We start from the raw sequence: 17398 nt of genomic DNA on the forward strand, positions 1-17398 counted from the left end.
GGTCTATCCTCTGGAGACGGATTTCAGTGTTTCGACAAAGCTGGGCCAGCTGTCGAAGGGTTCGGTGGCCGCGAGCTGGCGTCTTGCCTGCTCTTCCGTGAACCCCTTCCGGTTCACAAGGTTGTTGAAGACGGTCTGCATGACAGATCTGACCTCTTCCGGCGGTACGCCCTGGAAACCCGTGCGCGGCGTCTCCCTTGCCTCGGCCGTATCGAGCCAGATCTGTTGCACGGGCACGGTCTCCTCGATGACCCTGAGCATGGCGATGACGTCGTCCCGAAGGACGCCGGCATTCTCCAGCACTGCTGCTACAGCTGGATGGTTCCGGTCGACGTTGTAGCGCAGGCCGCCCGTGAGGTGCGTCGCATGCCAGGCGGGCGAGACCGGTCCCGCACCTGGAGACCGTTCCGGTCTGCCCCGAAACGCAAAGACCTTGCGCGCACGCTGGCGAACGTCCTCTGCAAACAGCGACAGGCGCATTCTTGCCTCAAGGGGCGGGCGCGCGGTCGACTTTCTGATATCGATCTTCCAGTCCTCGTCAGCACTGTTGGGAATGTCGAGGCGAATGCGCGCAAGCCTGAACGGCTCTTCCTTGGTCCAGGATCTGCCTTGTCCAAGACCGAGCCAGTGCCCGGCAACGAGAAGGCGCTCGTTGCGGTATACATAAAAGCCTTGCTGGGACGTCCACCCGTCCGGTCCGGCCGCCTCGTCGTATTCCTTTGGTGTCAGCCGGTCCTTGTGGGGAAGGACAAAACCTTCCACTGCAATGCCATGACCGTTGACCCGGAACGATTCCGAGCCCGACCGCCAGGTGTCCGGCCGGCTGCGCAGAAATGGGTCCCAAGGGCGGATGGCTGTGCCATTGATCCGGATCACCAGCCGGCGGGTCTCAAGGTAACGATGAAAGACCATCGAAAGGTGCCGTTCGATACGGTCTATCACGGCCAGAAAATCTTGGTCCCCGGAGCGGGCCGAAACGATGCGGTCCATGTTTTCCCATAGAACCAGCGTTCCACTGGACATCTCGTCCAGAGGCATCAGCAGGGATTCAGAATCCGGCGAGGGTCCTTCGAGAAGTGACCAGCTCCCCGTCGGGTCGTCACGCAGAACATCGAGGTCCCAGCGCAGCGAACAGGTCGCGCCATCGCGTCTTGATGCTACAGTCAGGCGCCGCGCCTGCGAAAATGACGCCGTCTTCAGGCCGAGGCCGAACCGGCCAAGATCGCCTGTCTCCCTCTGCTCGAGGGGGCTTCTTTCGCCAAGGCGCATCGCTGAATCCAGCGTCTGCTCGTCCATGCCTGCGCCATTGTCGGTTATCGAGATGCTGCTGTCCGGCCCGTTCCAGACGAACCGGATGTCGACAGTGGAGGCATGGGCGGCAATGCTGTTGTCGACAAGGTCCGCAATGGCGGTGGCCGGCGAATAGCCCAGCCCGCGCAGCGCCTCGACCATGGCGCTGGCACGTGGTGGAGCGTTTCTTGAACGTGGCGGAACAGTTGCTGTCAAAGGAATGGCTGCAGCGCACTTGAGCGATTGGGATGTCTCAGGATCTTGATAGCCTTGGCCTCGATCTGGCGGATCCGCTCACGGGTGACCCCAAACAGATCTCCGACCTCCTCAAGCGTATGGTCATCGACATTCGCCAGCCCGAAACGCAGCCGGATTACCCGCTCACTGCGGGGCGAGAGTTGCGCGAGGATACTTCCGATCAGCCTGCGAAGGCACGCCGCATCGTGGCGGCGATCCGGCGGGCAAACGGTTTCATCAGCGAGTCTGTCAGAAATCTTCCGCCTTACGGTCGCTGGGATGTTGAGAAGGCGTTTTGCGATGTCTGGCGTACCTTCTATCTTCTGTACCACTTCAGCGACGGTAGCGTCCCGGTTGAACTCGGCGCGTGAACGTTCACGCAGTCGCATGATTTTCTTCAGCCGCTCGCCGAGGTGCACCGGCAGGCGGATCACGCGCGACTGGTCGTCGACGGCCCGGAGCATCCGCTGGCGAATCCAGAGGGACGCATATGTTCCAAATCGCGCTCCCTTGAGCGGATCGAATTTTTCGACAGCGCGCATCAGGCCGAGATTCCCTTCCTGGACAAGATCGTCCAGCGGCAGCCCCCTCCTGCTGTACTTTCGCGCGATCCACGGCACGAGTTTCAGACCGCCTTCCATCGCGCGGTTGCGTGCCGCGCAGTATTTTTCGAGCGCGTCCGACAGCGCTACAACGACCGGATCGTGCCGGTAGATGCCGGCTTGTTCCACCGCCCTGAAAAGGGCTTCATAGGGCAGGGTCCCTGCACCAGCATCTGCGGCAGCCAGTTCTGTGTCATCCCGGGGAACGTCTGCACCGGGCACGGGTGTTACACTGTCCGGGTCTTCCGGCTCATCGCCGCTTTCATCAGGTGTGGTGGCAGTCTCGATGCTACCGAGCAGATGGAGGCAGCGTTTCACTGCGTCAGTCACTTCCTTGCGTGACTGTTCCAGTTTCATGAATATCTGCTGTTCGCGTTCGGGGCTGAAGGCAGAATACGAACGGATGTCGGCAATGTATCGTTCGGCAGCAGCAAGACTGTTCAGCTCGTCCTCAAGCTGGCTGATTGCTGCCTTGGCAAGCTCCCTGTCATGCCGGTCAGCAAAAACCGCGCCCCGGCTCAGGAACGTGGCTGCGAGTTTCCCCGGAACAATCCTGACGCCGGCCTGCTGGACAATCAGTCTGAACAGGAGCCGCTGATCGACCGTAGCCTCCGGCCAGGCCTGCCGCAGGCTACGGCCCGAGATCCATCCGCTGGCAATCGCATCGGCCAGAATCATGACCGCCTGCTCAGGCAGGACTAGGGTCCGGCCGGCGGAGGATGTATCGGGCAGGGAGATTTCGGCAGACGACCAGTCGTCGTCATCGACCCTTGCCCGATGCGATGAAATGGCTGCCTGGAGAGCCAGAACGCTCTCGTCGGGGGCCTGTTTTCTTTCTGGCGGCTGGAAATCCTGCTCGGGCTCCCATCCCGGGGCGCCGGTTTCTGGCTCGGGGGCGCGGAAGTCGTCAATGGCCCGCTGGTCAAGCACAGTATCCGCCAGAGCCACCTGCGCAAGATAATGCCCGACTTCCCGGTATCCTGCCCTTGTGGCAAGCTCGGCAGCAGTCAGGCCGCCAGGATCCCTGAGCGATGCTTCCGCCCCTTCGTCCAACAGAAGGGCACAGATGTCTTCACGTCCAAGCGCGGCCGCGATCATCAACGGCGTTCGCCCTGACGCGTCACGGCCATTGACAGCCGCTCCGCGCCTGAGGTGCAAAAGGATGGAGCTCTCGGGGCCTTTCGAAAGCGCGAGCCTGAACAGCGGCGAAACCGCTACGGTGCCGACCGAGTCAAGCACGGAACCGCCTGCCGCGTGTCGGCAGCATCATGTCAAAATCCCCCCAATATTTCCCAAACCCGATTTATAGCAAGAAGAAGGTCATGGGAAGCGTGCGGTCTACTTTTCCCGGACTTGCCGTTCACCTGCCAGCGCAAGAAATTCCACAGCATCTGCAAGCCAAGGGCCTGCCGGGGCAGACACTACGCTGTCCGGACCGTTCGGGGCCGCCGGAGCGCTCCGCAGGGGACCTCGTGTCTGGTCCAGTTGCAACGCCAGGCTCCGGCTCAACGGGTGCCTTCAGCCCGCCACGAGGTAGACCAGCCGCTTCATATGGCACCTCTCGCAGGGGGCGGCGGCCCCGCGTCCCGCCTGCGGCGTCGCCATGCTGACGCTCCTTCGGCGCCCCGTTAACCGGTCTCGAGGTCACGAACTGGCTCTGGCAATGAAATGGACCTGTCTGTCTTGCGGACATTTCATTGCCTCCGCCTTGTGCGCCCTTTCTCCTGGGGCCGCTGGCGCGGCGGAACCAGTCCTGCCTAAGGCAGGACTCTGACGGGCAAAGCGGGGATCGGAAGCCCACAGTACTAAACATGTGGATGCAGGCACGCTAATGAACAAAAAGAGAACAAAATTCATTGCCCGTTAGGACATCCAGTGTCAGGCTGTCAAAAAATGACACAGCAATGATTCGGAGCATCCGATGCGCGCCAGACGTACAGAATTCACTAGAATCCGGGACCAGGCAGGTCTGACGCTGGAAGAGGCGGCCAGCCTTCTCGAGGTGGCCCTGCGCACCGTCTACCGCTACGAGGAGGGCAGGAGCGAGCCAAGCAGGCTCGCCATGCGCACGCTCAGGGAAGCTGCCCGCAAGCGGCTTGCGCCGGTCGAACAGTCACCAGTCGGATTCCGGTTCATTGATCTCTTCGCCGGCATCGGCGGCCTCAGGATGGGTTTCGAAACCATCGGCGGACGCTGCGTGTTTACGTCTGAATGGGATCCTGGCTGCCAGAAGACCTACGCGCTGAATTTTCCGGACAATCACCCGATCGGTGGCGACGTGCGGGAGTATTCGAAGAACCCGGAGAAGGTGCCCGAACATGAGGTGCTTCTGGCGGGCTTTCCGTGTCAGCCGTTCTCGATCGCCGGCGTATCCAAGAAAAATGCCCTGGGCAGGCCGCACGGTTTCCTGTGCGACACGCAGGGCACCCTGTTTTTCGACACCGCGCAGATCATTGCACATCACAGGCCAGCCGCGTTTGTCCTGGAGAACGTGAAGAATCTTGAAAGCCACGACCAGGGGCGCACCTTCGCTACCATCACCAACGTGCTGCGCAACGAGCTGGGGTACCACGTCCAGCACCGTGTCATCAGCTCCGAGCCATGGGTGCCCCAGAAACGGGAGCGGATATTCATCGTCGGTTTCAGGGACCCGACCGATTTCGATTTTGAGGCGCTGGTGCTGCCGAAACCAGGCTCGGGGCCGAAGCTGCGGACCATCCTCCAGGATCATGACGAGGTCGACCCGAAATACACCCTGACGCCACGCCTGTGGGAATATCTGCAGGGTTACAGGGAAAAGCATCGTGCCGCAGGCAATGGCTTCGGTTTCAGCCTGTTTGGTCCCGACGACGTCTCCCGGACCCTGTCGGCGCGCTATTACAAGGACGGATCCGAAGTCCTGATTGACCAGCCCGGCCGACGGCCGCGGCGGCTGACACCTCTGGAATGCGCAAGGCTCATGGGCTTCGAGCGTCCCGACCGTCCTTTCCGCATCAACGTTTCTGACACACAGGCCTACAGGCAGTTCGGCAACGCCGTGGTGGTGCCTGTGGTCGAGTTTGTCGCGCAGGCCATCCGGCCCTATCTGGAGGTTGCGCTGGGGCGCACGCCCACCGCCGGACCGTCTCCGCTTGTCCGCAGGGTCACACGGCCCGATGAAGACAGGGCCCTCGCGGCCAATGGCTGACATTGTTTCGCCCGAGGTGCGCAGCCGGATGATGGCCGGCATCAGGGGCGTCAATACCAGGCCCGAAATGATCCTGCGGTTAGCCCTTCATGCGGGCGGATTCCGCTACCGGCTCCATGACCGGCGCCTGCCTGGCCGGCCCGACATGGTGTTTCCGCGCCGCCGCGCGGTCCTGTTCGCGCACGGCTGTTTCTGGCATGGGCACGACTGCCATCTCTTCCGGCTGCCAGGAACACGGCCTGAATTCTGGCGCGAAAAAATCGCCCGCAACCGGGAGCGGGATGACGCAGCCGAACGCGCCCTGGCCGGGCTTGGATGGCGCTGCGGGGTCGTCTGGGAGTGCGCCATCCGTGGACGAACTGCCCTTGCCCTGGACGATGTAATCGCCCGGTGCGCCGCCTGGCTTGAGTCCGGTGAGCTACAGCTCACCGTGAGAGGGCGGGAATGATCAGGCGCGGCCTGCTCTCTGATTACTTCGAAGGTGTGGCCGTCAAGCGGCTGAGCATGGTCGAAACCACACCGGACGGTTCAAACCAGCATGAGTTCAACAGTTCCCGCACCCTCCGTGCACTGATGGGCGATGCCGACCGAAAAAAGATCCCGACGCGGTTCATATGGCTCGGGGAGGAACAGGAAGGTGTGGCAGCCGACGGCATGCTGAGCTGGTACGATGCACGCAGAAAGCACGCGACGCGGACCGAATACCACCTCTATTACTACGCAAACGACGTGACCGACCTGATGAAGGATGGCGATACGCTGTTTGTCGCCCTGCTTCGCGACGGTTCGGCGATGACGATTGTCACGCGCGCCGACAGCACCGTCCAGAACCAGCTGCTGTGGCTTTTCGGTCTGGAGGACCAGCCCGAACTCCAGTTCACCGGCCGCGAAATTACCGAGGACCAGGCCGCAACCGTCGACTTTGCGGCGCGGTATATCCTTGACGAGCTTGGCATCGATTTCGAAGAGCCGGAGGCCGGCGAACTTGACATGCTCATTGAAAGATTTGGCATGAAGTTCCCTGGTACGCGGGAATTCTCGCAGCTTGCACGGACTTCTCTCGCCGGTGTCTCGGCACTGGACGATCCGGACGCGGTTCTTATGGCGTGGCTGGAGCGGGAAGAGCTTCTGTTCCGGCGACTGGAGCGCCACATTGTTGCAGAGCGGCTGCGCAACGGATTTGTAGGCGACGATGAGGTCGCTGACGTGGACGGCTTTCTTGCATTTTCCCTGAGCGTGCAGAACCGTCGGAAGTCACGGGCCGGGCAGTCGCCGGAGCATCATCTGGAAGCGCTGTTCCAGGCGCGGTCGATCCGGTTTTCGCGCGGTGCGAAGAGCGAAAACCGCAACAGGCCGGATTTTTTGTTTCCCGGTCATGCCGAGTACAGTGATCCCGGCTTTTCTCCAGACCTGCTGACGATGCTGGCCTCCAAATCGACGCTGAAAGACCGCTGGCGTCAGGTGCTTCCGGAGGCGGCACGGATTCCGTCCAAGCATCTGCTGACACTTGAGCCGGCCATATCCGAGAACCAGACCGACCAGATGAAGGCCGAGCGCCTCCAGCTGGTGCTGCCTGCGAAACTCCATGAGACCTATCGGGACAGCCAGCGGTCGTGGCTGATGACTCTCATGGATTTTGTTCAGCTTGTTAGTAGTCGCCAGCCACGATAGAGGCTGGTCTCTTAGATGCCGTTGGACTTCGCAAGCGGGGAGGGAAGTTCCGGCGGCCTTCAGGCGGTGGCATGGACGATCTTGTCAACTCGTCGATGCGGCTTTCAGCGTAGACAATCTTTTGCCAGTATCCGCGACGCCTGCAGCCTTCAGATCATCAAGGACTCGATGTAGCGATGGACGAGACGGCAGTTTGCGTCGTCGACGATCATGGCGGTGCATCTCGAGGCGGCGGCTGTGGCGATCCCGATGCGGGATCGCTGTCGCCGTCGCTGCATCCGGAGCTTGAGAAAACTCGGTCTGCCGACGATCTGCCTGGTGCATGTGCGCACCGCGACGTCGGCGCAGCGCAACAAGACCTATAAGGCCGATGTGCCCGGCATCGCCCATATCATGCGCACCGGCTGGTTCCGACAAGCTCATATCAAGTCGGAAAGCTGTTACCGGACGAAGCTTCTGCTGACGCACCGGCGCAATCTGAAGGCCAAGTTCCTCGACTTGGAGAACGCCATCCGACACTCGCTGAAGTCGTTCGGCATCCGGCTCAGCAAGGTCGGGCGAGGGTCCTTTGAGCAAGCGGTCCGCGCGGCCGTGGCGGACGATCCGCTGTCCGCTGAACTGATGGACGCCATGCTGTCGGCGCGCGCAGCGCTGTGGAAACAGTACTGCCGGCTGCACGATCTCGTCGTCAAAATAGTGGCACGCAGCGAGCTATGCCGACGCTTCATGGCGATCCCCGGCGTTGGCCCCGTCACGGCACTTTCGTTCATGACGGCCATCGATGATCCGTCGCGCTTCCGCCGCTCACGCGACGTCGCGGCCTACTTCGGGCTGACCTCGCGGCGCTGGCAGTCGGGCACCTCGATCAACGTTCAGGGTCGCATATCGAAAGCCGGCGATGCTGATGTACGACGCTCGCTTTACGAGGCGGCGTCGGGGTTGATGACGCGCTTCAAGGGCTGCGACAAGATCAAGAGATGGGGCCAGGCGTCGCCAAACGCTCCTGCCACCGCAAGGCCTGCGTGGCTGTGGCGCGCAAGCTGGCAGTGATCATGCACGCGATGTGGAGCGACGGCACGTTCTATGTCGGCGATCCGGCGGGAAGCCAGGCGGATGCCGGCCGGCGTGCCCATGACAACGCCCGCAAGCTGCTCGGAGCGCATCGGTGAGCAGAAGACCGAGAGTTGAAGCGCATGGCGCCGGCACGCTGACGGACGCCATCTGAACCAAGAGATCCGCTCCGGCGGATGAGGACCGATGCAGACCAGGAACGACGGAACGCAAATTTTCTTGCCTGCGGCCGCGCCGATCGACAGACGGCCGGACCGCGCTCGATTGCCTGTGACGATGCTCCGTCAGACCGATGGAAAAATGCGCCACGACGGTTCGAGCGCTGCATTCGTGCAGCCAAAACACCCCGTCGCAGAGCGCGGAAGACTGCACGGCACATCCGAACTCAACGCCAGACTGCGGAATCGTGGCATCGAGCATAGAATAGTGTATTATCGTAGTTTGGAAAAGGAACGACGATGGGATTCAAGTCTAGAAAAGCGCAACCGATTAAGACGGCAAGATAAAGCGAGCTGGCGCTCGCCCTCGCTTCACTCGTAAGTATCTGTCTGCACATTGTTTTTTCCGGCGTATGCGAGCGCCAAGCGGAATGACGTGAGGTGCGGGGCTTACAATTATCGGCTATGCTATTGATCTGAAACGCAAGACTGTGGTGTCGCAGCGATGTGCGATCCGCCGTTTTACGCCGCAGCAAGTCTTTGTGCGCCATAGCACACTTGGCAATCCAGCCATCTTGAAGCGCGAAATCCGACTGCCGATGCTGTCGTCATGGCAGATCGTGACGGCGACAGGTTCCAGGTTCGCACCGGCCGGACGCGGGATGGCGGCGCGCCGGTCAATGCGCGCACGCTGCCCTTCGTGCGCCAGGTCGAGATTGCCATCCGCAAGCAAGGCGGCAATCCCAATCGCTTGGGCGCAAGCAGCGGTCGCGGGAAGGAGAGTGGCCGCTTCAATGCCCGCGGCCGCGGCAGCAAGGTGGCGGCAGGGTTGCCAAAGGACGCCGGCGGCTGGCGCCAGGACGGCAATGGCGTGCGCTTTCGTTCCCGTCGCGTCGTGGTGAAGGCGCGCGTCGTCAAGCTGCCAGGGCGAGGCAAGGGGACGAGCGGGCGCGGCCGAAAGTTCATGACGACGAGCAAGGCCGTCGATGCGCATCTGCGTTATCTCCAGCGCGACGGCGTGACCAGGGGCGGCGAGAAGGGCAGGGTATACTCGGCCGTCGACGACGAGGCCGATGGCAAGGCCTTCGTCGAGCGCGGCCGCGGCGACCGGCACCAGTTCCGCTTCATCGTCGCGCCGGAGGATGCCGCCGAGATGGAAGACCTGCGCTCCTTCACCCGCGATCTCATGCGACAGATGGAGACCGACCTCAGCACGCGCCTCGACTGGATCGCTGTCGACCATCACAATACCGGTCATCCGCATACCCACATCCTGGTGCGCGGCGTCACCGACGACGGCAAGATCCTGAACATCGCCGGCGACTACATCGCCCATGGCATCCGCCACCGGGCAAGCGAGCTGGTGGAACGGGAACTCGGGCTGCAAAGCGAGATTGAGGTCGCCCGCAAGCTGGCCAACGAGGTCGGGGCCGAACGGCTGACCCGGCTCGACCGCATGCTGATCGCCGAACAGCAGGAGCACGATCTTGTCGACCTGCGTCCCAATGCCAGCGACAGCTACACCATTTCCAGCAACCGCTACCTGCTGATCGATCGGGCGAAGACACTGGAGCACTTCGGCCTGGCGAGCGAGATCGAGCCCGGCCGTTGGGTCGTTTCCGACAAAGCCGAAAGCACGCTGCGGGCGCTTGGCGAGCGCAACGACATCATCAAGACCATGCACCGGGCACTGGAGGAGCACGGCCTCACGCATGAGAGAGGCCCCGCCCAATATGTCATGCACCGGCAGACCATCACCGAGCCGGTCGTCGGCCGTGTGCTCGCCAAGGGCCTTGCCGGCGACGAGATGAGTGACCGGCTGTCGCTGGTCATGGATGGCGTCGACGGGCGCACCCACTATGTCGAGACTGCTAATGCGGCAAAGCTCGACGACGTCCAGCGCGGCCATATCGTGGCGCTCGATCCGATCCTGCCGAAGGAGGAGCCGCGTGCGGCCGACCGCAACATCGGCGTCGTAGCGGGCGACGATGGCATCTATCGCCCGAGAACACACCTGGAGGCGATCCGCGAGACATTTTTGGAGCAGGGCAAGGACCCGGATGCCTTCGTCCGCTTCCATATCCGCCGTCTCGAAGCGCTGCGCCGGGCCGGCCATGTCGAGCGCATCGACGAAGACCACTGGCGCGTTCCAAAAGACCTGTCCGAGCGCGGCATCGCCTATGATGCCCGCGACCGCGGAAAGGACTTCTCCGTCCGCGTGCTCTCGACGCTCGATCTTGACGCGCAGATCGGCAGCGACGGTGCTACCTGGCTCGACCGGGAGCTTACCGCCAAGAACCCTGTGCCGCTGGTGAGGTCAGGCTTTGGTCTCGACGTGGACAACGCGCTCGACAGACGGGCTGCCCAGCTCGTCGGGATGGGTCATGCCGCACGCGATGCGACTACCGGGACCATCACCTTCTCGCGCGACCTTGCAGCCACGCTGGAGCGCCAGGAGGTGGCGCGCGTCGGCAAGGAAATGGCCGCTGCGCGCGGCCTCACCTTCGCGCCCGTCCAGCCCGGCAACCATGTCAGCGGCACGCTCCTTGGATCGGTCCGTCTTGCCAGCGGCCGCTTCGCCATGCTGGACGATGGCATCGGCTTTCAGCTCGTTCCCTGGCAGCCGATGCTCGACAAGCGCATTGGCCAGCACATCACCGGCCTCGTTCAAAACAGCGGCGGCATCGACTGGAGCTTCGGCAGAAAGCGCGCCATGGGGATCGGCATGTGAGGGTCGGTCCGTCCGAAACTCATTTCAGGTCCGCTGCCGCTCTGTACGATGAATTCTGTTCCTGCATCTGTCAGGCACTCACGGCCCACCCCGGCATCGCGCATCCGCTCCACAGGCCGGACACCTATGTGCGACTTCCGTTCTCCTTGCACCTCATGCGACAGGTAGCCGGTCAATCCACGGTCACAGCTTGCCCTTTGTACCGTCAGATCGACGCGCCAGGCGAACACCAGCACCGCCTCCGTTCTCCGGGATGAATTCGATCCCGGCCGCTTCGAAGACTGCACGAATTTCGGCGAGGGTTGAATTCTTTAACTGCTCGCCTCTTTCTAACCGGGCGATGGTATCAGGAGATACGTTTGCGTTTATGGCTAGTTCTCGAGTTCCCCAGCCCAATGCGACGCGTGCCATCTTGCATTGAACCGCGTTCATTTCGTAACCGTGATACGATTCTTGTTGATCCATCGCGACATTTTCATTATCGTATCTCTGATACGATTTTTGCTTGAAAGCGGCTGCTGTTGGTGTGCAACCACCCTCAGCAGCCTGACCACAACCAAGCCAGGAGCTCGGATCATGGCTGATTCCGACAATACCATGACTCTGCCTTTCGTCACTCGCCGACAAGTGCTTACGGGAGGAATGATCACGTCCACCGCTTTGATACTTGAGAAGAATGCGCTTCCCGGGAATGTAGCAGCAACCAGCATGCTCTCCGACCCTGCGATGGCGCTTTGGCGCGAATGGGAGATGACCCGCGGGTCGGCCGAGCGGCATTGCCGCCGGCAGCAGCGCCTGGAAACAAAGCTTGTCGAGAGCGTGGGCTTTCCTCGTGTGACCGTCCGCCTGCCCAACGGTGAGGACGTGACGGTCCACTCGATCGAGACGCTCAACGAAGTGCTCGGCAAAGGGCCGGATATTGCGGCTCTCCGGGAGAAGGCTCAAGCAGATTTCGCGGCACATCAGGCCCGCTGGGACGCGGCTGCCGAAGAGGGCGGCTACACCGCCGCGCTCAGGGCCGAGCGCGAGGCTGGCGAGCGGGCGGAGGATCTGCTGGAGGCGTTCTCCACCACCCCCGCCACGACGCTCGCCGGTGTCGCGGGCAAGCTCGATGCTTTATTGCGTGAGGGCGAGGCCTGCGAAGAATGCCGCGAGTTTCCCTGGCCGCAAATCCGCTCGGCGCTCAGCGATCTGATGCGCATCGCCGACCCGATGATGCCGGAACAGTTCTTTCATGGCAAGCAGCGATCCAAGGTCCGCAGGCGGTGGGCTGGCGGCTGTTCCGCACCTAATTGACGAAAGATGAAGGTGAGATGTGAAGACCTTCAAAACCGTCGTCCTGGTGCCCGATCGCATCACGTCTGCGACAGCACGATCTCGCGGCTGCACCTATTAGCCCACACATTTTTGCGACTCAAGCGATAACGTGCCGAGACTTTCGCTCGCGACGCAACGGCTCCGCAAGCTCTTCGAATTTCCGGGCTCCGGAAATCGAGGAGGGTTCACCCGTTGGTTCGGCAGCGATCACCAAAACTATTTACACCTTTCGACTTCGGCACGCGCCCGGTCAGGCGTTCGCGACCTCCATGCCCTTCCCGGACACGATAAATGCTTGGCTGCACGGTGCGCGTGATCCTCAGGGGTGTACCTGGAATTATTCGTGAAGATCTGGAAGGCCCGTATATCTTCCACTAGGGTCCTGACAAAGTCGACAGAACCCTCGACAGGAGCTCCCCCGCGTACACCCCGCGTACAAGAACCCCGTCCATATCCAGAAGGAAGGCGATTTCCATCATTGACTCCGAGTTGCTTGATTCAGGAGCTATGAACGCGAGAGCTGTCGACCTTGAAAAGTCGTCCAGGCCTGTCGTCCTGGAAATGGGACATTCCGTCGTGCGAAAAGGCGAGGCAGAGACGACTGCGCATTGCGCTTGCGAGGGGCTGGTCCGATAGGGTGTCCGTTCATCTGGCCCCGAGGCGTGTCCGAGGTGCTCGAGTCCGGCCTTGCCGGTATCGCGCGAGGGCTGAAGACTTCCGTTCGATTATGCATTCTTGGCAGTATTAAGCATCGTCTGTGATAGGATCTTGAGAAATCAATCCAAGGGGGGTCTCGTGGGAACATTCAGAAGACAAGACGGCGCAACACCCGAAGCAGCACTTGCCTTGGATGCGGCAGGACCAGTGCTGACTGTATTGGCGGGACGGGTGGTTACGCTTGACGCCGGATCGACAATCCATAGCGCCGGCTACGTTTGCATAAGGGGCAACACGATTGCTGCAGTCGTTGATGACAAGACCGGAATCCCGGCAGAATTCGCAGCCGTAACGCCAGTCGACACGAAAGGGACAATCTACCCGGGACTCATCGAACTGCACAATCACCTCGGCTACAATATGCTGCCCCTCTGGGAAGTCCCTCAGCGATATTCAAACCGGAACATCTGGCGCAACGATTTCGCCCGTTATCTGCCGGAGGTGAGCTGGCCGGCAACGGTTCTGGGCAAGAACACCGATCTGGATTACCAGCGCGCGATTGTGCGTTATGTCGAGTGCCGCTCGCTCTTTGGCGGCGTGACTACGGCGCAAGGTCTCTCGGGTAATGGAGAATTCTACAAAGGCCTTGTGCGCAATGTCGAAGCGCCGTTGGACGCCGCATGGCCGAAGGCGGAAGGACAAACGCTCGACTATCGCGCTGACGAGATTGAAACTGCTTTATTGCCGAAGCTGCAACAGCCCCGGCCGTTTTTCTATCACCTCAGCGAAGGCACAGATGACGATGCCCTTCAGCGTTTCCTGGACCTTGATTGCGGCGCCAAAGGATGGGCGATCAACGGGAATCTCATTCCGATCCACTGCGTGGCGCTTCGCCCCGAGCACTTGCAACGCCTCACCGCGGCGGCTGGCATGGTCTGGTCGCCGCTGAGCAACTTCCTGCTTTACGGCCAGACTGCCGACGTTGCTACGGCCAAAAAGCTTGGCATCCCGATCGCACTCGGCTCGGATTGGGGACCAAGTGGCAGCAAGAATCTGCTCGGTGAGTTGAAAGTGGCGCGGATTGTCAGTGACGAACACGCCAGGCTGTTTTCCGACGAAGACCTCGTGCGAATGATCACTACCACGCCAGCCAAAATGCTCGGCTGGGACGGGTATCTGGGCTCGATCGAGACAGGCAAACGCGCAGATCTTTTAGTGCTGGCCGATACCGTCGAACATCCGTATTCGCAGCTTGTCAACGCTCATGAAAATCAGATCCTGGTGATTGTCATCGACGGACGTCCGCGGATCGGCCGCCAGGGCCTCCTTGAGTTCGTGCCGGATCAGCAGGAGACGGTGCGCATCGGCGGCTGGCGATACGCCCTCGATCTGGCCGAGGACAGCGGCCAGACGCTCGGCGGTCTGACGCTTGCCTCGGCAATCGCGAAGCTGACCTACGGTCTACAGCATCTTCCGGAACTCGCCCGCGAATATGTTCGCCAGACTGCATTCCTTGTCGCGCGCTCGGATGAAAAGGCGCTGTTCACAGAGACGCTCGATCTTGACCACTGGGGCCTCGATCTTGAATTCGAGCCACAGCTCACGACGCTTCGCGCAGCCATGGAAAAAGCGCCGGAAATTGATCCGACGCTCATCAAGCGACTTGAACTGCCACCCCTTACCGAGATCGACGACGCATCGTTTCGCCATCGTCTGCGCGCGAATGTCAATCTGCCTGAATTTGTGCGACGCGGTCTCTGAATTGCAGGTACTGGCCGCATAGGGATTGCCTGCAGCAGTAAACAGCCGTCTGCCATCGGTACCCATAGCCCCTGCGCCGTCACGTCCCTGCTTTGCCTGCTCTCGCCCGGCCTCTCAACTGGGACAACGACAGCGCGGGCGCTCCGAGCTTGCAGAGGGGGACAAGTCAAATTCGATCGATTTGCAATTTCTTCTGATCGAATGAACAGACCTCTAGTGCATGCAATCCAGTTCGAGATCGGGCACTAGGGCTAGGAGGAGTCGATGGACAGCCGGCAGCATGCGAGACAGGTTGAAAGAGCGCTTCGCGCAACCGAAACCCCCATAGTCGACGACTTGCCGGACTGTCCGGGCATTCTGGCTACGATGATGATTTCGCCAGACTTGGCTACGCCGCTGAGATTGCTTGCTGACACCCTTCTCGTAAAGGAATTTCCGGGCGCAAAGTTGATCGCCTCGGCGTTCTGCATGTATAACCGAATGCTTGACGGGTTTCGTGCGCGTACGCCATTAGACCCTACTGCGTTCGAAGATCGCGCCCAGCAGATCGCGAGCTATGGATATTCAGACTTGCGTGTCACGGCTGTTCCAACTGCAGCGTGATATGTCAGGCGGCCAGTCTGATCGTCCCCTCGTATGATAAATTTTCTGGGAGATTTGATCGATCCGTGATTTTATGGTGAGTGACCTCTGCATTATTGCCAGACGGGCAAGTAATATTGAGCCGGACCAAGTGAAGCAGCGGTCGGTGCGGGCAAGTCCGTGGGGCTTGGGGGTGGGTTGTGTTGCAGGTCAACCTATTGGGATCATTCGCTATCTCGGTGGATGGTCGGCGTGTTCACTCCGACCTTGGGCCCTCGGGGCAGAGGATGGCTGCATTCCTGTTTGCATTCCCTGGCAGGCTTCACCGGCGGGAACGGATCGCTGATCTCTTCTGGCCGGAGATGAACACTGAGAGGTCGCGGGCCGCCCTGAACTCGGCGCTATGGCGCCTGCGAAAGATCCTTGGTCAGGAGCCGAGCAGCAACGGTGGTAGAAATCTTCGATCGATTGGTGACGACGTGGTGCTGGACCAGGAACCCTGGCTTCACGTGGACTCAAGCGCCGTTACCGATCTGGCAAGAAAGTTGGTTGTCGGATCAGATTCTCAAGAGGTGGCAACGCTCGCGGCTATCAGGGCAGCAATCGACCTGTACCAGGGGCCATTTCTCGACGGCGAAGAAGACGCCCTGTTTGTCGAAGAGCGCGAGCGAGTTCATACGTGTTTCGTCACACTCGCGCACAATGCGCTGACCCAATATATCAGGGAAAGCCATTACGCCGATGCCATCGCAGTGTGCCGCAGGGTCCTGTCATTTGATCCATACCGCGAGTTCTTTGTTCGGAACATGCTTGGCCTGTTGTGCCTGGATGAGCAGCGAGCCGAGGCAGCCAGGTTCTTTGACCGGTGGCAGAGAGCCCTTCGACTGGACATCGGGGTTGGGCCCATGCCTGATACCGCTCGGCTCTTTCAGCTTGTCCGGCAATGCGATAACAACGATGACATAGAGTCTATCCGGCAAGCGTTGTGCCTTGAAAGGCGAGGACTGCACTGAATTCGCATTCCCCTCTGGGCGATGGGGAACGAATGCTGGCATTGTTCAGGTCCGCATCCCTGCGCTATTGGCCGAACGGTCTCACATCCCTGCCGTGGTGTCTTCATTGACGAGACCACCGTGATGTCACCCGGTCAGCCGCCGCAAGGATACGCTCACAAAGACCGTTCGATGGCGCTCGTATCGTTGAAGCTGGCTTGAGTTCAGCGGGCATCCTGCATCAGAACGCCCCCTGATCGGAAATTCTGTCCGATTCAATCAATGGACTGCTGCCCAAGCAGGGCGCTGGTCGTTTTGTCCGTCGCAATGACTGCGCCGGCAATTTCGACATCAAGGGATACGTTTTGGCCTCGCAGTATTTCGTGAGGGTCTGGTAATTTTGGTACTAGCGCTACGATGTAGCTGTCGACCTTGGACGAACAGGCTAATGCGATCCGGGGAACTCGAGATGGCCACTTCAGATGTGTCTCAAACTACCGAAGCGTGGAATTTCAAGATTGTATTTGGTGCGGTCGCCGCTCTTGGTCTGATTTTCCAGGTTGGCCATTTTGCAGAGCATGCGTTCCAGTTTGGTGTCTGGGTTCTTGGCGACTGGTCGAATATTTGTGGCCGGGACACTCCCTGGATGTCTCCATGGGCCATGGACCTCGTTCAGCAGATAGGGCTCGTTGTGGCACCTGCCGGCGATGCCGGTCGCCGTACAATGCTGGGGATGGAAGTGCTGCATCTGATCGGCAACAGTATCTTTCTGACAGGCCTTGTGTGCCTCTACGTCTGCCTGCCGTCCAAATGGGTTCGCTGGGCCTTATACATCGAGACCTTCCACCTCTACGAGCACATCATGCTCACGACCAGCGCCTTCTTTGTCGGAAAACCCATAGGCATGAGCACGCTCTTCGGGGCAGCGGGTGTTATCGGCAGCAGGGATTTCGCGGTAGGATTCAGGGTGACCTGGCATTTTGCCATGAACCTCCTGCCGATGCCCTTCGCAATGCTTGGCATCATGGAATACGAGCGCATGAGGAACGCGCTTGCCAAAGTCGGTCCGGCAGACCGTTTTCGTGGGCTGCGACTGATCCCCGGCAGATTGCGTCAGGGGGAAGACTCCGGGACCAGCTGAT

Annotated in this window: 12 protein-coding genes and 1 pseudogene; 10 read left to right on the plus strand and 3 right to left on the minus strand. The window is 60.7% G+C overall.

The genetic code is table 11. From position 1 onward, the window contains the following. Positions 1 to 3 precede the first annotated feature (3 nt). Both NKH23_RS13670 and NKH23_RS13675 read right to left on the minus strand, forming a co-directional pair. Positions 4 to 1452 carry an ATP-binding protein gene (locus NKH23_RS13670; protein WP_353034895.1) on the minus strand — a complete coding sequence of 483 codons (1449 nt, stop codon included), beginning with the start codon at positions 1450 to 1452 and terminating at the stop codon, positions 4 to 6. Between the two features lie 50 nt (positions 1453 to 1502). Continuing rightward, entirely contained in the window at positions 1503 to 3368 is a 1866-nt protein-coding gene (locus tag NKH23_RS13675) for a sigma-70 family RNA polymerase sigma factor (protein WP_353034897.1), read from the minus strand. A 682-nt stretch (positions 3369 to 4050) separates the two neighbouring features. Between NKH23_RS13675 and dcm the strand changes: the two genes are divergently transcribed. From dcm to NKH23_RS13700, 5 genes and pseudogenes are all read left to right on the plus strand, one after another. Further along, positions 4051 to 5316, plus strand: coding sequence for a DNA (cytosine-5-)-methyltransferase (gene dcm / locus NKH23_RS13680; RefSeq protein ID WP_353034899.1), 1266 nt, complete (start codon positions 4051 to 4053; stop codon positions 5314 to 5316). Beyond that, positions 5309 to 5764, plus strand: coding sequence for a very short patch repair endonuclease (locus tag NKH23_RS13685; RefSeq protein ID WP_353034901.1), 456 nt, complete (start codon positions 5309 to 5311; stop codon positions 5762 to 5764). Before dcm ends, NKH23_RS13685 begins: the two co-directional genes overlap by 8 nt. After that, positions 5761 to 6987, plus strand: coding sequence for a type II restriction endonuclease (locus tag NKH23_RS13690; RefSeq protein WP_353034903.1), 1227 nt, complete (start codon positions 5761 to 5763; stop codon positions 6985 to 6987). The genes NKH23_RS13685 and NKH23_RS13690 overlap by 4 nt, the downstream gene beginning before the upstream one ends. Positions 6988 to 7163: 176 nt before the next feature. Next, a pseudogene (locus NKH23_RS13695) lies at positions 7164 to 8156 on the plus strand (IS110 family RNA-guided transposase). 670 nt (positions 8157 to 8826) lie between these two features. Continuing rightward, positions 8827 to 10947, plus strand: coding sequence for a DUF3363 domain-containing protein (locus NKH23_RS13700; protein WP_353034905.1), 2121 nt, complete (start codon positions 8827 to 8829; stop codon positions 10945 to 10947). Positions 10948 to 11130: 183 nt separating this feature from the next. Here NKH23_RS13700 and NKH23_RS13705 read toward each other — a convergent pair whose 3' ends face one another. After that, positions 11131 to 11379, minus strand: coding sequence for a helix-turn-helix domain-containing protein (locus NKH23_RS13705; RefSeq protein ID WP_352617894.1), 249 nt, complete (start codon positions 11377 to 11379; stop codon positions 11131 to 11133). A gap of 144 nt (positions 11380 to 11523) precedes the next feature. Between NKH23_RS13705 and NKH23_RS13710 the strand changes: the two genes are divergently transcribed. The 5 genes from NKH23_RS13710 (at position 11524) to NKH23_RS13730 (ending at position 17397) form a co-directional block, all read left to right on the plus strand. After that, positions 11524 to 12243, plus strand: a complete 720-nt coding sequence (locus tag NKH23_RS13710) for a hypothetical protein (RefSeq protein WP_353034907.1) — start codon at positions 11524 to 11526, stop codon at positions 12241 to 12243. 816 nt (positions 12244 to 13059) lie between these two features. Next, positions 13060 to 14682: an amidohydrolase family protein gene (locus NKH23_RS13715; RefSeq protein WP_353034909.1), complete on the plus strand. Its 1623-nt coding sequence runs from the start codon at positions 13060 to 13062 to the stop codon at positions 14680 to 14682. A gap of 264 nt (positions 14683 to 14946) precedes the next feature. Further along, positions 14947 to 15285, plus strand: coding sequence for a hypothetical protein (locus NKH23_RS13720; RefSeq protein ID WP_353034911.1), 339 nt, complete (start codon positions 14947 to 14949; stop codon positions 15283 to 15285). A 266-nt stretch (positions 15286 to 15551) separates the two neighbouring features. Next, positions 15552 to 16277 carry an AfsR/SARP family transcriptional regulator gene (locus NKH23_RS13725; RefSeq protein ID WP_353034913.1) on the plus strand — a complete coding sequence of 242 codons (726 nt, stop codon included), beginning with the start codon at positions 15552 to 15554 and terminating at the stop codon, positions 16275 to 16277. Positions 16278 to 16725: 448 nt separating this feature from the next. Next, on the plus strand, positions 16726 to 17397 hold the full coding sequence (locus tag NKH23_RS13730) for a DUF6008 family protein (RefSeq protein ID WP_353034915.1): 672 nt from the start codon (positions 16726 to 16728) through the stop codon (positions 17395 to 17397). The last annotated feature ends 1 nt before the right edge of the window (position 17398 follow it).

Origin of the sequence: Mesorhizobium sp. M1328 (assembly GCF_040318075.1) — a bacterium.
Lineage (GTDB): Bacteria > Pseudomonadota > Alphaproteobacteria > Rhizobiales > Rhizobiaceae > Mesorhizobium.